The following is a 14,695-nucleotide window of genomic DNA, read 5'->3' as shown; positions in this document are numbered from 1 at the left end:
GTGGTTGACGAGTCCAGGGACTCGTTAACCGCGCACAGGCGTGCCGCGCCTTGCTACCGTCACCGGTATGTCGACGCCTTCGAGCTCCGCCGACCTCCCGTCCGCTTCCGACGAAGCCCCTACGCGACCGGTCGCCCTCGTCACCGGCCCCACCTCCGGGCTGGGCGCGGGGTTCGCTCGCAAGTTCGCCTCGCTGGGTTACGACCTGGTGCTCGTCGCCCGTGACGAAGGGCGGATGCGCGAGCTCGCCGCCGAGACCAAGGCGAGGTTCGACACGGAGTGCGAGCTCCTCCCCGCCGATCTGGCGACGACCGCGGGTCGATTGGAAGTGGCCGGTCGTCTGAACCAGGGCGTCGATGTACTGGTCAACAACGCGGGCTTCGGCACCTCCGGTGAGTTCTGGACCGCAGACCCCGGGCTGCTGCAGGCTCAGCTCGACGTCAATGTCACTGCCGTCATGCAGCTCACCCGGGCGGCGCTGCCGGCGATGATCGCGTCGGCCAACGGCACGGTCATCAACGTGGCCAGTGTGGCCGGGCTTCTCTCCGGCCGCGGCTCCACCTACTCGGCAAGCAAGGCGTATGTCATCTCGTTCTCCGAGGGGTTGTCGGGAGGTCTGGCGGGGACAGGTGTTCGCGTGCAGGCGTTGTGCCCGGGCTTCATTCGCACCGAGTTCCACGAACGCGCCGGAATCGAAATGACTTCCATCCCGAAGGTCATGTGGCTCAGCGTCGAGCAAGTGGTGGCGGCCTCCCTGGCGGATCTCGAGAAGGGAAAGGTCGTCAGCGTCCCGGGCGCCCAGTACAAGGTGCTTACTTCGGTCGGACGGCTGGTCCCGAAGAGCGTTGTGCGTCGCCTCACCAACGTGGTCGGCCGGGGTCGTGGCCGCACGTAGCGGTGGGTAGGGTTTCTGTCATGAGTGATCGCGAGGATTTGGCCGCGCTGGTGCGGAAGCTGGCTGTAGTGCACGGCAAGGTGACGTTGTCCTCGGGCAAGGAAGCCGACTACTACGTGGACCTGCGCCGCGCGACGCTGCATCACGAGGCCGGCCCGCTGATCGGGAAATTGCTTCGTGAGCTGGTGTCGGATTGGGACTTCGACGCGGTGGGTGGACTCACGATGGGAGCCGACCCGGTGGCGATGGCCGTCATGCACGCGGCGGGCAGGCCGATCGACGCGTTCGTCGTCCGTAAGGCAGCCAAGGCGCACGGGATGCAGCGCCAGATCGAGGGACCGGACGTGGTCGGCAAGCGGGTTCTCGTTGTCGAGGACACGACCACCACCGGCAATTCCCCCCTGACCGCGGTGAAGGCGCTCCGTGACGTGGGCGCCACCGTGGTCGGTGTTGCCACCGTCGTCGACCGTGCCACCGGAGCCGACGACGTGATCGCGGCCGAGGGGCTGGAGTACCGGTCGCTGCTCGGCCTCGCAGATCTCGGACTGAACTGACTCAGGGCAGCGACGGGAAGATGGGTGATCACCCCGTCGCTGCCACTTCGGGGAGCGGGTCGGTGCGTATTACGAATACGCGGGGACCGGTGTCGTGATGTCGTTGCGGACGACCTCGGTGAACACCGATTCCAGTTGATCGAGGAACCGGGAGATCGTGGAATGCGCCGTCGCCGTATCGGGATATCGCGAACGTAGCGACAGCCCCTCTCCGGTACGCGACACCCAGAATTGGGCGTCATCGCACACCGTCACATTGCTGATGTGGTGTGCGTTCATCGCCCGAAGCTGTTCGGGGCAGGCGACTTTGCGGTAGTCGATGTACGAGACCATGAACAGGTCGGTTCGGGTTCGCCGGTATCCGTCACCCACTCCACGACGCACCTGTTCCATGGACAGCCCCTTCAGCGAGAGTGCGGTGCGGAACGACGCGTGAGTGCCGGTCAGCGTCGACTCGAACGACCCGTACGCTGACACCGGAACCACGATGGGGGCAGTGGCAGTGAGCCACCCGATGGAGTCCTTCCACCGGTGATTGTGGCGGGTGTGGAGGGGAAACTGCAGTGGCAGGTGGAGCGGGCCGCCTTCCCGCTGCAACGCGGTACCGATTGCGCTCAGCACACCAGTGAACATGCTGCCTCCTGCTCGTAGGCAGTTCTCTTCCAACCGTGCGGTGTCGGGACCGTCGAGGAGCAACCGGACATCGGACGCCTGCCGCGCCGGTCTTCCCTCCTCGACGCCGAGGTCCAGGGGGAATGTGGGAGCTGTCCCACCGCAGCGCTCGTAGAACCGCGACCACACCCGGATTCTCGGATCGCTGTCGTCGACGGCCGTATCCACGGCTTCCGTTTCGCAGTACGAAATGAAACTTCCCGGGTCGCTGAGCACCCTTCCGATCTGCGTGTCGTCCATCACCGGTGCCGACGTGATCAGGTCGTAGATCTGCCGTAGTTCGCGCAACGCGATCACGAGGGACAGCCCGTCCACGATGGTGTGGTCGAACGCCGCGATGACGGTGCTCGATGTGGGCCTTTGCACGATGGCGAAAAGATAGGCGGGAAACGTCAGGGGGTCGCACTCCGCGGTGAAGCGGGTGCGCAGGTGTGCGCGGAGCGACACGGGGTCGTCGAACCGGACGGGATCCGATTCTTTCAGCGCAACGGCATCCGGTGGCACCATGAGGCGCTCGATGCGTGTGGGATGGACGTCGAAGCCCGTCCACAGGGCGTCGTGCCTACGGATGAATATCTCGAATGTGCGCCGTACAGCGCTGCGGTCGAGTGTGCCCGGCAGATCCAGGCTGCCTGCCATCCACACGCTGCGACCGAATCCGTGTGCCCGGGCGGTGTCGAGGTGGAAACGCTGGTTGTAGCTGGGCGGAATATCCGACTTCAGTGAAGCCGCAGTCGGTCGCAGGGTCCATTCTGTGAGCGTGCCGGGTTCGATGTCGTAGCGATCGATCGAGGTCACGTGCATCAGCGTTCTCCGCTGTCCGGGCGCAGGCTCGTGAGGGCGCGGTCGATGCATCCGTAGGCGGCGACGGTGATGATGGCCAGCGGGCCCGCGGCGACCGCGGCCAGCCTCTGCCCGACGGCGTTGACGAACACGACGACGTTCTGCAACGTCAGTTCGTCGGTGGTCTTGCCCACCAGCGCTCCGATGCCGCATTCGCGGATCGTTCTCACGATGATCGACCCGGCCGCCGACGGTGCGGCCGTTGCGGCGTCGGCAGCACTCGCGGGTCCGATCAGGCCGGCAGAATCGGCGGTATCCGGTGTGACGGTCGCGGTGGTCGAGGACGTCGCGGGAGCCGCGGGAGCCGCACCGGCCGAGCCAATACTTGCGGCCATTGCGATCAGTGCGGCGGCGAGGATGACGAAGAATTGCCTCATATCTGGATATGCCCTTTCGTGCGGAGAATGGAGTTTTGGGCATTATTCGGAGAATGCCGAGTGTGGATCGAGGAGTCCGATGCGGCCATTGATTGCGGGCCATTGATCGGTGGACGGGACAAGCATTGTCCGAAAAGCCCGTCTTGGCTCACCCGAAACGGACACCGATGTCATCGGTCCTGGTAGCGGGGCATAAAATTCCATCCGGACCGGATCCGGCCCGGTGAAGCGGACATTCGTGGCGGAGCGGTAGTTCTATGATCTCGGTCTCAAACACTTGGATCGCCGGTCCCGAATCTGCGATAACAACTGCGCACCCTTGTGTCCACGGGTGTGCGGGAATTCGAACTCGGAGTGCTGATGGAATATCCCGGTGACCACGATCACCCCCGAGTATATTTCGCTGAACGATTTGCGCTGCTCTACGAATTGGCCGGTCGCCCCGTTCTGAAACGGCTCGCCGATCGCGCGAACTCCACGATTCCCGTCACCGAGTCGAGACGGGCCGTGTTCGTGTCCGCGCAACGCCTCTCCGACTGGCGCACCGGTCGCACTGTGCCGGCCCGGTTCGATGGCCTGGTCCCGACCCTGCGGGTCTTGATCGGTGCGGCCCGGACCCGACATCCCGGCCCGCGTGCGGACGGGCTCTACTCGATCCGGCAGTGGCAGGTGCTCTGGGAACGGGCGCAGCGCAGCGAACCGGCGCGCGGTGACGCGGCTCGCGGCTGCGCCGCGGGGGCCACCGACGAGGGGCCCGAAACCGCCGAATGCCCGTACCGCGGGCTGGCAGCCTTCGGTGTCGAGGACAGCCGATACTTCTTCGGAAGGCAACGGGCGACCTTGGCTCTCCTCACCGCGGTGCTCGACGACGATGTCGACGTCGCGCTGACAGTTCTGGTGGGGGCGTCCGGTTCGGGGAAGACGTCGTTGCTCCACGCCGGGCTCGTCCCGGCGCTGGATCGGGGCCGTTCCGTCGTGACCCTCACTCCGGGCCGCGACCCCGTCGGCACACTCGAGCGCTCCTTCGGCGAGGAGCGGGAGACGCCGTGCGTTCTGATCGTCGACCAGTTCGAGGAACTCTTCACACAGTGCCGGGACGAGGATGTTCGGCGACGCTTCGTCGGTGTGCTCGTGCAGACCGCGCGAAGCCGCGCGTATTCCGAAACGCCGGTCGACGCGGTGGTGGTGGCCGTGCGCGCCGATTTCTACGAGCGGTGTGTGGACTACCCCGATCTGGCGGCCCGTCTCCAAGAGGGCCAGATGGTTCTCGGACCCATGACGCGTGACGAGGTTCGGACGGCCGTCAGCGGTCCTGCCGCCCTGGTGGGTGTTCCGCTCGAGCCCGGCCTCGTCGACATCATCGTGCGCGACCTCGGCGACGGAAACGGCGCGGTATACAGCTCGGGTGCGCTGCCGCTGCTGGGGCACGCCCTCTTGGCAACGTGGGAGGCACGGGCGGGTGATTCCCTCACCGTGAGGGCCTACGAGTCCGTGGGCGGGGTACGCGGTGCTGTCGCGCGTACCGCCGAGGCGGTCTGGGAAGCGCTGACCCCGGCGGAACAGGTGGCGGCGAGGCAGATACTGATGCGGCTCGTCGCTGTCGGCGATGACGGTCCGGATACTCGGCGCACCCTGAGCCCCCCGCAGGTCCTCGAGGGATGTTCGAATACCAGTGCCGGAACCAGCGCGATGAATGCCTTGACCGCTGCGCGGCTGGTGACCCGTGACGCGTCGGGGGTCGAACTCGCGCACGACGCGGTGTTCGAGGCGTGGCCACGGCTTGCCATGTGGCTGAGCGAGGATCGGGCGGTCGCCGTCCTGCATCAGCGAATCGACAAGGACGCCCTGGAGTGGGAGAGGCATGACCGTGACGGTTCGCTGCTCTACCGGGGCGTGCGGTTGGATGCGGCGCTGCGGTGGGAAGCGGACAGTCGCGCAGGCCGTATAGGTGCGTCGACGCGTTCTTTCCTGGCGGCGGGAAGGCGACACGACCGTCTCGCCCGGCTACGACGCAGAGGAGCTGTCACCGCGCTGGCGCTGCTGACCGTCCTCACCACGATCGCGGCACTTACGGCGCACGCGCAGCGGGTGGCTGCCGACGAGGAGCGCACGACGGCACAGTTCGCGGAAATTCTCGCGCAGGCCGCGCGCACGCAGAACCCCGATCCGTCCATGTCGGCCCGGCTTTCGTTGCTCGCGACCCAGCTGCGGCCTCAGGACGAGACCGCAAGGTCGATGCTGCTCGCGTCACAGAATGCCCCGCTCGCCGACCGGCTCGGAAGCCACGACGGTGCAGTCTATTCCGTGGCTGTCGGGCCCGGCGGAGTAGTCGCGTCCGCCAGTTACGACCGAACGATCCGATTGTGGAACCCGGCGGCCACCGGGACCCGCGGCTCGTTCGCGGCATCCCTCACCGGACACACGAGCTGGGTCACCAGCGTGGCCTTCAGTCCCGACGGGCGAATGCTCGCCAGCGGCAGTGGTGACAGCACAGTCCGGCTGTGGGACATCCGCGATCCTGCCCGTCCCACCGAACTGGGGCCGCCGCTCGTCGGGCACTCCGGAGCCGTGTACATGGTGGCGTTCAGCCCCGACGGGCGCACCCTTGCCAGCGCCGGTGACGATGGAACGACCCGGCTGTGGAACATCGAAAATCCGAGGGCAGTAGGGGATCGTGCAGCACCGCTCAGCGGTCACACGGCCGCTGTCCGCACAGTGGCTTTCAGCGCCGACGGGCGAACGCTCGCCACGGGAAGCGACGATCACACGGCGATGCTCTGGGATCTGAGCGATCCGGCGCACCCCGTGGCGTCCGGCCGGGTGGTCGGGCATGCCGACACAGTGCATTCGGTCGCTTTCAGCCCGGACGGGCGACTTCTCGTGACGGGCAGCGACGATCACAGCGTTCGGCTGTGGCGCCTCGACCGTCCGGGTTCACCGGTCGCCACCCGAGAACCCCTGATCGGGCACAACGCCGCAGTCTGGTCGGTGTCCTTCGGTCCCGACGGTTCGTCGCTTGTCTCCGCGAGCTGGGACGGAACCGCCCGGGTTTGGTCGCTGATCGACCCGGACCGGCCGACGTTGCTCGGAAAACCCCTTGCTGGAAGCAGCGGCGGACTCACGACTGCGGTGTTCACCCGAGACGGCAAGGCGGTCGTTACCGGAGGTCAGGACGGGACTGTGCGAAAGTGGGCGCTACCGACCGCAGTCGTCGCCGGACACACCTTGCGGGTCACGACACCCGTGTTCGACGAGTCCGGAACCGTCGCCGTCACGGCGTCCCGGGACGGGACTATTGCCTTGTGGCGGATGGGAAACGGTCATCCGCCTGTGCTCACTGCACGGTTTCTGTCGGGGGGCGGTGTGGGAGTCGAGAACGTCGCTTTGTCGGCGGATGGTTCGGTGCTCGCGACCGCGGGCGTGGGCACCGGGGAGGTGCAGTTGTGGAACGTCGCCGGCGGCATGGCCGTTCCGGCCGGGCCACCCCTCGAGATCGCCGCGCGCTACACCCACGAGTTGGCTTTCAGTCCGGACGGGGCGTTGCTTGCCACCGCTGCCGACGACCAGTCACTCACCCTCTGGAGCCTCGCGGACAGGGCGCGTCCCGTCCAGGTGGGAAGTGCGCTTTCCGGCGCCGCCGGATGGATCAACGCCGTTGCCTTCAGCCCCGACGGACGTGTCCTCGCGGCGGGCAGTAGTGACAAGACGGTGCGATTGTGGGACGTGTCCCGCCCCGAACGGCCCGGTGCTGTCCGAACTTTGAGCGGTCACCACGGTGCGGTCAACGCCATCGCCTTCAGTCCTGACGGGCGCACCCTGGCCAGCGGGAGCGACGATCAGACGATTCGTGTGTGGCCCCTCACCGCGGAGACCGGCGACAAACCAGGCGAAGCCGCGGTGCTGTCCGGTCACACGAGCACCGTCCGCTCGGTCGCGTTCAGTCCCGACGGCCGGATCCTGGCCTCGGGGAGCGACGACCAGTCCGTGCGCATCTGGGACGTGTTACACCTGCGCGCGCTGGGCGGTTCACTGGTACCGGATGGAACGGTCCGGTGGCGAGTTGCGTTCGGTGCCCGGTCTGACGTGCTGATGGCGACGGGGGAAGCCGGAGCCGTTCGAGTACTCGACCTCGACCCGCACACTGCCGAGGCCAGGGTGTGCGCGAACACGCCCGATCCCTCGACAGTCGAATCGTGGCAGCAGCTTGCTCACGGGCCAGTGGCAGCACCCTGTGGCTGACACCAGGGCACAGATCAGTCGGCGTCCGCGGCCGGACGGCCTTCGTTCTCGGGTCAGGATGCCCGCCACCCGGGTCAGGACGAGCGCTGCGCCGCCTGTTCCACCTGACGCCGCAGGGTGGCGTCGGTGTGACGAATTGCCTGCGCCACAAACGGTTCGACGATTCGCGCCAGCGCCTTCCCGGCAAGTCCGCCGGGAAGCTCGTAGTGGAAGTCGACGGTCAGTCGGGTCGCTTCTTTGCTGACGGCCTCGAATCGCCACTGCGAGTGGGTGGTGAGGCCGTCGATCGAATCGAGCTGGATCAGTGCGTTCTCTTCCCACGCCGTGATCTCGACGACCGAGCCCAGCGTCTTGGGGCCGACCCGCATCGCCGCGTTGTAGACGGCACCGAGTCCGCGGACGGGTTCGCCGACCGGATCGAATTGGGTGATCCCGAAAAGCCAGGACGGCACGTGCGTGTAGTCGTCGAGATACGCGAAACAGGCGGCGAGCGGCGCTTGGGCTACGGCGGTGTGATGAATTTCGATCATGAGGACTTTCCTGTGGAATGGGCGGACGACGAGTGCCGGTAAGGCCGGACGGCGTAGTTCTCGAGGTCGAATCGGGCGAGGCGGCGTCGCAGTGATCCGGTGGACCACGGCCAGGCCGCGAAGTTCTTGCCGTCGGCGTCGAGGTAGTAGCTACTGCATCCGCCGTTGTTGAAGACCGTGGGGGCCAGGCCCTTCTGGACGGCGTCGTTGAAAGCGCGGAACGGCTCCTCGCGGACCTCGAGTACTTCGATGCCCTGCTGTTCGGCCTTGGTCAAGCCGTCGATGACATAGTCGAGCTGGGTCTCGGCCAGTCCGAGAAACGAGTTGTACACCAGGATGTTCGGGCCGAGCATGATGTAGGCGTTCGGCGCACCCGGAGTGGTGGTGGCCAGATAGGCCTCGGGACTCTTCGCCCACTTCTCCGACAGAAGGCGCCCGTCGCGTCCGCGAATGCGGCTCGCGATGGGTGGGTGGCTCACATCGAATCCGGTACCGAAGATGATGACGTCCACCTCGCGTCGGGTGCCGTCGGCGGCCACCACCGACTGCCCGTCGACCGCGACGAGCGCGTGGGGAATCAGCTCGACGCCCGGCTTCGTCAGTGCAGGCAGATAGGTGTTGGACAGCAGGAGTCGCTTGCAGCCCAAGGTGAAGTCCGGGGTGAGCGACGCTCGGAGCTCGGGGTCGGGCACCTGGGTCGCGAGCCAGCGGGTGCCGATGGGGTTGAGTAGGCGTGCGGTCCGTTCGCGCCGCATCGCCAGGGTGAGCGTCCGCAGCACAATGTCCAGAACGTGCCGAAATGCGTTCTGAACGGCGGGAACTCGACCGAACACCCATTGCGCCATGCGCGGGAACGGAAAGTCGAGACGTGGGACGACCCACGCGGGAGTGCGCTGGAAGACGTACAGCTGCGCCACGTCCGGTTGGATCTCCGGAATGAACTGCACGGCGGACGCGCCCGTGCCGACCACTGCCACCCTCTTGCCGGTGAGATCGACACTGTGATTCCAGCGCGCCGAGTGAAAGATCTCGCCGGCGAAGCCGTCGATCCCGGGGAGCTCGGGTGTCTTCGGTTCGGTGATCGGTCCTGCCGCGAAAATGACGTGCTGGGCGACCATCGTGCCCTGGGTGGTGTCGAGGACCCAGCGTCGGCGGTCTTCGGACCACGTTGCCTCGATCAGCTCGGTGTGCATCGCGATCTTGGATCGGACGCCGAATTTGTCGACCGTTTCCTCGATATACGACAGCAGTTCAGGCTGTAGTGCAAAGTTGCTCCGCCATTGCGGGTTGGGATTGAAGGAGAACGAGTACACCGGTGCGGGGATGTCGACACCGCAACCGGGGTAGGTGTTCTCCCGCCACACACCGCCGACGCGTGCTGACTTTTCGAGCACGAGGTAGTCCGTGATTCCGGCCTTTTCCAGCTTGACCGCTGCGGCGACGCCGGACAGCCCGGCGCCGACTACGACAACCGACAGCTGCCGTTCGTCCTCGGGGACTTGGGAGGCGATGTCGGCCTGCTGCGGGGCACTCACTGTCATGTCTTCTTCCTGGGGCGGAGGTGAGGCGGTCACCGGTAATTAACTGAGACGCGATGTCACAGTAAAAGGAAGAAGGCGCAATGGCAAGTGGCGCTCCGCGCCCGTGCGCCTTTCTGGTAGCGGTGGCAACCAGAAAGGCGCACGGAGCGGCTGGAAAGCTCGAGAGGTGACCCGGAGAGTTACGGCTGGGGGACCTCGACGCTATCGGGCAACTGGTCCCGCATCTTGTCGAGTTCCTGCTCGATTCGTTCGACGGCACTGTCGTTGTTGAGCACAGTGACCATTCCGGCCGCGAAAGCTATCGAGATAACGATTGTCAGTGCGCTCAGTACAGTGCCGGCAATCGCCACGCCTTTACCGGTGATACCCACCTTGCGGGACGCCCTCAGTCCGAGGATGCCGAGAATCAGCCCGATGATGCCCAGCACCAGTCCGACCGGAGACAGGATCACGATCAACACGCAAACGAAAGCGGCAACGCCGAAAGCGAGGGCGAATGCGGCAGCAGTGCTGGTACGTGCGGGTTTGGTGACTACTCGTTGCTCGACATCGACGGAACGACCGTCGACGGAACGACCGTCGATATCGGTCATTCGATGCGGGTCGTTTTCGTCGCCGCGGCCTGTCAGTGGTCTGCTCATCATTACCTCCGGGCGTAGTCGATCTGGGGTGTACAACGCATGCCCGGTTCGGTGGCCTTCAAACCGTATCGGTGAGGGGCCGAGTGCCTACTCGGTCGCGGCGTGGTCGGCGAGCAGGGCGACGCCGGATTCGCGAATACGGGACGGTAGCGCCGCGTATCCGCAAACCCTTTGGCCGGATGCTGAGGGATTGGCCGGCGAGTCCCGCGAATCGGTGCGCGGATGCAGAGCGTCCGCCGCGGGTCGGTGACGTGGTCCGCGCCGAGTTCGGGGAGATCCCGCACCACACGACTTGCTGCCGCAGTGCCGCACATCCTGGGAGAATCGGTGTATGACCGAGCGCAAACCTCCCGAGGTGAGCTTCGAGAGCTGGATCGACAAGCAGATCCGGCTGGCGCAGGAGCGCGGCGACTTCGACAACCTTCCCGGAGCAGGTAAACCGATACCACTGTCCGGCGACGTCGATGACGAGTTGTGGTGGGTCAAAGGCTATCTGCGGCGCGAGAACTTGCCCTTCGACGCATTGCTGCCCACGCCACTGCAGCTGCGCAAGCAGATAGAGCGGCTCCCCGAGACGGTCCGCGGAATACCGTCGGAGGACGCGGTGCGCGAGATCGTGCATCAGCTCAACCTCGAGATCGTGGCCTGGTTGCGCGCGCCGTCCGGGCCGCGAGTGCCGGTCAGCCCCGTCGACGCGGACGAGGTGGTGTCGCAGTGGCGAATGGACCGCCGAGTGGTGCCCACGCCCCCGCCATCGCTTCTGCCGTCCGCAGAGGACCAGCCGTCCGCAGAGAACCAGCCGCCGACGCCGCGACCGCGGCGGTGGTGGCGTCGGGGATGGTGACCGGTCAGGCCCCGTGCGGCGACGGTTGCGCGGGTGCGACCCTGGCGGCCGGAGCAGCACGCGACGGACCAGGCTAGGGGTGGGTGGTGCGATGAAATCGCTTCTCCGAAAAGTTGACGTGCCCAGTGCTGTTGGTGCAGCCGGTGTGGTGATCACGGCGCTGTACGCATACTGGGCAACCGGACTGGAGCCGTTCACGGGCCTTGCCTACATCGCAGTCGGAGTACCCGTTGTTCTCCTGGCGGGTGTGGCCGTCATCGGCGGCGCCCCCGATTCTCGGGAGAACGGCACGCCACGGGCAGGGGAGATCACGCTACGCTCGGTGCTGCCGTGGCTGGTGTTGCTCTTTGTTGCCGCCGGCCTCGAAGGACTCGGTCTCGCCCTGGGTGGCCGGTCCACCACCGTTCCGACACTCAGCACGGTGATCGATCATGCGCTGGCGTGGCATCCGGTTCGATTCGTCCTGTTCTGCGGATGGCTTGCCGTCGGCGCGGGCCCAGTCGTCCGGATGTACCACAGGTGCGTGCGACCCCGTTCTCCCGCGGGAGGGTGAGATGACAGTCACGATCATCTGGCTGATGTTGATCGGCACCGGCATCGGCATCGAGTTGTACAGCCGCCGGACCGGCGGACGGTGGTCGAGCCTTGCGGGCGTCGTCTCCGCGCTGTGGACCCGGCTGCCCGGGCGACTACTTCTCGTCGGCCTCTGGGCCTTCGCTGGGTGGCACGTGTTCGCCCGGTACACCCTGCCCTGATCGCCCGGTCAACCGCCGTCCGTTCCGCCCGTAGTGCCGGAAGTGCTGGTGGGCCGGGTCCTCAATGCTCGCCGCCCTCGACCCCCGTGGTGCAGCCCGCGCTCGCCGGTCTCGAGGTAGAGGGGGGGTCTCGTCCGTGCCTCGCTCGCAGCACCTTGCCCTTGCCGACCACACTTTGAAAGTACATCGAAAGCATGTCTCTGAGTGAGGTGCCGTTCTCGGATATCCAGAACAAGGGGAAGGCGACACTGTCGGAGTGGCAGCGATCGGGGGCGCGGCCGCTGCGAGTGACTCGGCGAGACGACGAGGATCTGGTCCTGATGACGGCGGTACGGGCGGAGCAGGAGCGGGAGGTCCTCGCGGCGGCGACGGCGATGGTCGACGCCCTACTGGACTCGGATGACGGTGTTCTGGTCCGCAAGGTCGTCGCGGCGGCGTTTCCGTGGGTGAGCTACTTGTCGGGGGAGGAGGTCGCCGACTGCGTCGACGAGCTGATTGCGTCGCTGCGGGTGGGCTCGTCGCTGGATAATCCGGCTCCGCCGGCCCGCACGATCGAGACGTGGCGCCATACGGCGGAGGTGCATGCCGATCCGGAGCTGGCCCGGATTCTGTCGACGCCGTCCAAGGGCGATTTCGGGGCCGTGCCGGTGCCGGAGCTGTGAGCCCGAAGCGGGGTGAGCGGGTCGCGCGATGGGACAGTCGCGGTACGAGGGCATCCCAAGCAGACCGAATGATGTTGCCTAAGAACTGAATGGGCCGAATCGACGTCATCGGAATTCGGGGTGGCGAGCCGTCGTGCGCTCGCTTTGTGCCTCGGCAATCAGGAGGCGAGGTCGTCACGTGCGGCGGCAAGCTCGAGTAAGCGGGGCAACATGTCGGGGGCGGCGATCGAGGGGAGCAGCAGCGCCCACATGTCGGCGAGGCGTTCGTACAGGTCGGCTCGACCACTCAGCGCCTCGGACACGAGTTGCATCCCGGTGAAGGAACTCACCAGGAAGCGGGCAAGAGCCGCGGAATCGACGGTCGCCCGAAGTTCACCTGCTGCCGTCGCCTTGGCGGCCAGTGCCACGAGCGTGTCGGTCCAGTCGATGTAGGGATCGGTGGCCGGTCCGCGAGAATTGCCGAGCTCGAGGGTGAGACGGACCCCCGCCCGGACGATCGGTTCGGTCAGTAGCTGCCGCGCCATTTCCTTGGCGCACAGGACGATAGCCTCCATCGGGGACTGTGCCGTGGCGAGCACTCGCTGCGCCGCCAGCATCGACATGGCGTGCTGCTCCTTGATCACCGCCCAGGCGAGGGCTTCCTTGGACTCGAAATGGAAGTACAAGGCACCCTTCGTGACATTGGAGTACGCAAGTATCCGGCTCAGGCTGGCGCCGCCGTAGCCGAGCTTTTCGAAGCTGAGCGCGGCGCCTTCCAGGACCTGATGGCGGGTGGCTGCCGCGCGTGCTTGTACTGCCATCACCTGTGCCTCACGATCGCCCTCGTCGCCGTCGCATTCCAACCTCCAGTCAACCACTCGAGCGCGCGGTACCCTCGGCGCGACCGCAAGTGTGGGAGGAAGATGTGACGTCGAAGGATGACTGGGGTCTGGAGCACATCGTGTTCGCGGGGGCGACTGTGGCCACCGTGGTCGGCGCCGTGACCGGACGCGAGCGACTGCAGAAGATCGCGAAGCCTCTGATCGCTCCGGCACTGGCGGCCCGGGTCGTACGCCGGCGAGGCGCGACCGACTCCGTGGACGCGGGACTATTGCTGGCCGGGCTCACGGGCGCGACGGTCGGTGACGTCTTCATGATCGACCCGGATGACGATGCCCGCCTGGTGCGAGGTGCCTCGGCCTTCGCGGTCATGCAGGCGTGCTACTCGGCTTTGTTGCTGCGCAACGGTGCGCGTCCCACTCCGGCGGCGTGGGGTCCGCGACTGGCCGGCTGGCTCGGGGCGGCCCTGTTGCTGCGGGCTCGATCCGCCGGTGTCGCTGCGCCCCTCACTGCTTATGGATCAGCCTTGGCTACGACGTCCACACTCGCTGCCGATCCGTCCCTCGCCCCCGGCGCAGGCGTCGTTGCGAGCGTGGCGGTACCGAGCGGCGACCGGCGAAGCTGGCTCGGTCTGGGCGGAGTGCTGTTCACGGCGTCGGACGGGCTGATCGTGGTGCGGAGATTGTTCGTGCGAAGTGAGCGTGGCAGGGCTGTGACCGAAGGACTGATCCTCGCCAGTTACGCCGCCGCGCAACTGGGGCTGGTCGAGGGGATGCTCGCGCTGCGCCGTCGGAACACAGGTCGCCGGGTCACGGACACAGCATGATGCGGTCCCGATTGTTCGGGTCCACCAGGATGGTGATGGTTTCGCCGGGCACGAAGCGGGTGGCCTCCTCGCGCCGCACCTCGTACACGACGCGTCCGGAGTAGCTCTCGGACCCCGGCACGGTCAACCGCAGATCCAGTTCGGTCAATTCACCGTTGTCGGGGGTGCGACGAAGTGGTGTCACGCGCTCGATGCTGGCCCATCCTTCGAGCCCGCGCCGCGCGAGTTGGCGGTCTGCCCGGCAGGGTCGTTCGGCAGCCATCATGCCGAACCCCAGGGCTGAGCCGAAGGCGGCGACCAGTCCCATGATCTGGTACGGAATCGTGGCCTCGGGAGTGTGCTCGATCAACCATCCCAGCCAGACTGCGAGGACGATGACGTAACCGGCTGTGATGAAGCAGACCGTCCGCACGATTCGCTGATGATTCATCGTTGTGCCTCCGTGTCCAGGGTAGACCGCCGCGGGGACGCCGGGCAGTGGTGCCGTTAGAGTGCAG

15 protein-coding genes are annotated in these 14,695 nt (G+C 66.4%); 8 read left to right on the top strand and 7 right to left on the bottom strand.

Going from position 1 to position 14,695, the window contains the following annotated elements; all coding sequences use genetic code 11:
* Positions 1 to 67 precede the first annotated feature (67 nt).
* Positions 68 to 895: an SDR family NAD(P)-dependent oxidoreductase gene (locus CBI38_RS23925; protein ID WP_109335314.1), complete on the top strand. Its 828-nt coding sequence runs from the start codon at positions 68 to 70 to the stop codon at positions 893 to 895.
* Positions 896 to 915: 20 nt separating this feature from the next.
* On the top strand, positions 916 to 1,449 hold the full coding sequence (gene pyrE, locus CBI38_RS23920; protein ID WP_109332769.1) for an orotate phosphoribosyltransferase: 534 nt from the start codon (positions 916 to 918) through the stop codon (positions 1,447 to 1,449).
* Between the two features lie 69 nt (positions 1,450 to 1,518).
* Here pyrE and CBI38_RS23915 read toward each other — a convergent pair whose 3' ends face one another.
* Together CBI38_RS23915 and CBI38_RS37965 are read right to left on the bottom strand one after the other, a co-directional pair.
* Positions 1,519 to 2,925 carry a condensation domain-containing protein gene (locus tag CBI38_RS23915; RefSeq protein ID WP_204164812.1) on the bottom strand — a complete coding sequence of 469 codons (1,407 nt, stop codon included), beginning with the start codon at positions 2,923 to 2,925 and terminating at the stop codon, positions 1,519 to 1,521.
* Positions 2,925 to 3,341, bottom strand: a complete 417-nt coding sequence (locus CBI38_RS37965) for a hypothetical protein (protein WP_162603275.1) — start codon at positions 3,339 to 3,341, stop codon at positions 2,925 to 2,927. Before CBI38_RS37965 ends, CBI38_RS23915 begins: the two co-directional genes overlap by 1 nt.
* 360 nt (positions 3,342 to 3,701) lie before the next feature.
* Here CBI38_RS37965 and CBI38_RS23910 point away from each other — a divergent pair, with 360 nt between their 5' ends.
* On the top strand, positions 3,702 to 7,580 hold the full coding sequence (locus CBI38_RS23910) for an nSTAND1 domain-containing NTPase (RefSeq protein ID WP_109335313.1): 3,879 nt from the start codon (positions 3,702 to 3,704) through the stop codon (positions 7,578 to 7,580).
* A 74-nt stretch (positions 7,581 to 7,654) separates the two neighbouring features.
* On the opposite strand, the gene CBI38_RS23905 is transcribed toward CBI38_RS23910, so the two are convergent.
* The 3 genes from CBI38_RS23905 to CBI38_RS23895 all read right to left on the bottom strand — a co-directional run bounded on the left by CBI38_RS23905 (position 7,655) and on the right by CBI38_RS23895 (position 10,292).
* Positions 7,655 to 8,110, bottom strand: a complete 456-nt coding sequence (locus tag CBI38_RS23905) for an SRPBCC family protein (protein ID WP_109332767.1) — start codon at positions 8,108 to 8,110, stop codon at positions 7,655 to 7,657.
* Positions 8,107 to 9,651: a flavin-containing monooxygenase gene (locus CBI38_RS23900; RefSeq protein WP_109332766.1), complete on the bottom strand. Its 1,545-nt coding sequence runs from the start codon at positions 9,649 to 9,651 to the stop codon at positions 8,107 to 8,109. Before CBI38_RS23900 ends, CBI38_RS23905 begins: the two co-directional genes overlap by 4 nt.
* Before the next feature lie 179 nt (positions 9,652 to 9,830).
* Positions 9,831 to 10,292, bottom strand: coding sequence for a DUF4190 domain-containing protein (locus CBI38_RS23895; RefSeq protein WP_109335312.1), 462 nt, complete (start codon positions 10,290 to 10,292; stop codon positions 9,831 to 9,833).
* Between the two features lie 331 nt (positions 10,293 to 10,623).
* On the opposite strand from CBI38_RS23895, the gene CBI38_RS23890 reads away from it, so the two are divergent.
* From CBI38_RS23890 to CBI38_RS23875, 4 genes are all read left to right on the top strand, one after another.
* Positions 10,624 to 11,136: a DnaJ family domain-containing protein gene (locus CBI38_RS23890; protein ID WP_109332765.1), complete on the top strand. Its 513-nt coding sequence runs from the start codon at positions 10,624 to 10,626 to the stop codon at positions 11,134 to 11,136.
* Between the two features lie 118 nt (positions 11,137 to 11,254).
* Positions 11,255 to 11,689, top strand: a complete 435-nt coding sequence (locus CBI38_RS23885) for a hypothetical protein (RefSeq protein WP_162603274.1) — start codon at positions 11,255 to 11,257, stop codon at positions 11,687 to 11,689.
* Position 11,690: 1 nt separating this feature from the next.
* Complete coding sequence (locus CBI38_RS23880) at positions 11,691 to 11,891, top strand: DUF6186 family protein (protein ID WP_109332763.1); 201 nt, start codon at positions 11,691 to 11,693, stop codon at positions 11,889 to 11,891.
* 194 nt (positions 11,892 to 12,085) lie between these two features.
* Positions 12,086 to 12,553 (top strand): hypothetical protein, encoded by a 468-nt coding sequence (locus tag CBI38_RS23875; RefSeq protein WP_230989935.1) that lies wholly within the window; start codon positions 12,086 to 12,088, stop codon positions 12,551 to 12,553.
* 158 nt (positions 12,554 to 12,711) lie between these two features.
* Here CBI38_RS23875 and CBI38_RS23870 read toward each other — a convergent pair whose 3' ends face one another.
* Positions 12,712 to 13,353: a ScbR family autoregulator-binding transcription factor gene (locus CBI38_RS23870; RefSeq protein WP_109335310.1), complete on the bottom strand. Its 642-nt coding sequence runs from the start codon at positions 13,351 to 13,353 to the stop codon at positions 12,712 to 12,714.
* Between the two features lie 104 nt (positions 13,354 to 13,457).
* Here CBI38_RS23870 and CBI38_RS23865 point away from each other — a divergent pair, with 104 nt between their 5' ends.
* Positions 13,458 to 14,198 carry a lysoplasmalogenase family protein gene (locus CBI38_RS23865; RefSeq protein WP_109335309.1) on the top strand — a complete coding sequence of 247 codons (741 nt, stop codon included), beginning with the start codon at positions 13,458 to 13,460 and terminating at the stop codon, positions 14,196 to 14,198.
* On the opposite strand, the gene CBI38_RS23860 is transcribed toward CBI38_RS23865, so the two are convergent.
* Positions 14,182 to 14,628 (bottom strand): hypothetical protein, encoded by a 447-nt coding sequence (locus CBI38_RS23860; RefSeq protein WP_109332762.1) that lies wholly within the window; start codon positions 14,626 to 14,628, stop codon positions 14,182 to 14,184. The genes CBI38_RS23865 and CBI38_RS23860 overlap by 17 nt on opposite strands.
* Positions 14,629 to 14,695 lie beyond the last annotated feature (67 nt).

Origin of the sequence: Rhodococcus oxybenzonivorans, from assembly GCF_003130705.1 — a bacterium.
GTDB classification, from domain to species: domain Bacteria; phylum Actinomycetota; class Actinomycetes; order Mycobacteriales; family Mycobacteriaceae; genus Rhodococcus_F; species Rhodococcus_F oxybenzonivorans.
Note: the sequence above shows the minus strand (reverse complement) of the source record. Positions and strands in the feature narration are given on the sequence as shown.

Bases quoted from the DNA above. Each gene is read 5' to 3' on its own strand.
- CBI38_RS23860 (WP_109332762.1), bottom strand. From the start codon at position 14,628: ATGAATCATCAGCGAATCGTGCGGACGGTCTGCTTCATCACAGCCGGT.
- CBI38_RS23925 (WP_109335314.1), top strand. From the start codon at position 68: ATGTCGACGCCTTCGAGCTCCGCCGACCTCCCGTCCGCTTCCGACGAA.
- CBI38_RS23890 (WP_109332765.1), top strand. From the start codon at position 10,624: ATGACCGAGCGCAAACCTCCCGAGGTGAGCTTCGAGAGCTGGATCGAC.
- CBI38_RS23905 (WP_109332767.1), bottom strand. From the start codon at position 8,110: ATGATCGAAATTCATCACACCGCCGTAGCCCAAGCGCCGCTCGCCGCC.
- CBI38_RS23870 (WP_109335310.1), bottom strand. From the start codon at position 13,353: ATGGCAGTACAAGCACGCGCGGCAGCCACCCGCCATCAGGTCCTGGAA.
- CBI38_RS23910 (WP_109335313.1), top strand. From the start codon at position 3,702: ATGGAATATCCCGGTGACCACGATCACCCCCGAGTATATTTCGCTGAA.
- CBI38_RS23900 (WP_109332766.1), bottom strand. From the start codon at position 9,651: ATGACAGTGAGTGCCCCGCAGCAGGCCGACATCGCCTCCCAAGTCCCC.
- CBI38_RS23895 (WP_109335312.1), bottom strand. From the start codon at position 10,292: ATGAGCAGACCACTGACAGGCCGCGGCGACGAAAACGACCCGCATCGA.
- CBI38_RS23875 (WP_230989935.1), top strand. From the start codon at position 12,086: ATGTCTCTGAGTGAGGTGCCGTTCTCGGATATCCAGAACAAGGGGAAG.
- pyrE (WP_109332769.1), top strand. From the start codon at position 916: ATGAGTGATCGCGAGGATTTGGCCGCGCTGGTGCGGAAGCTGGCTGTA.
- CBI38_RS23880 (WP_109332763.1), top strand. From the start codon at position 11,691: ATGACAGTCACGATCATCTGGCTGATGTTGATCGGCACCGGCATCGGC.
- CBI38_RS37965 (WP_162603275.1), bottom strand. From the start codon at position 3,341: ATGAGGCAATTCTTCGTCATCCTCGCCGCCGCACTGATCGCAATGGCC.
- CBI38_RS23915 (WP_204164812.1), bottom strand. From the start codon at position 2,925: ATGCACGTGACCTCGATCGATCGCTACGACATCGAACCCGGCACGCTC.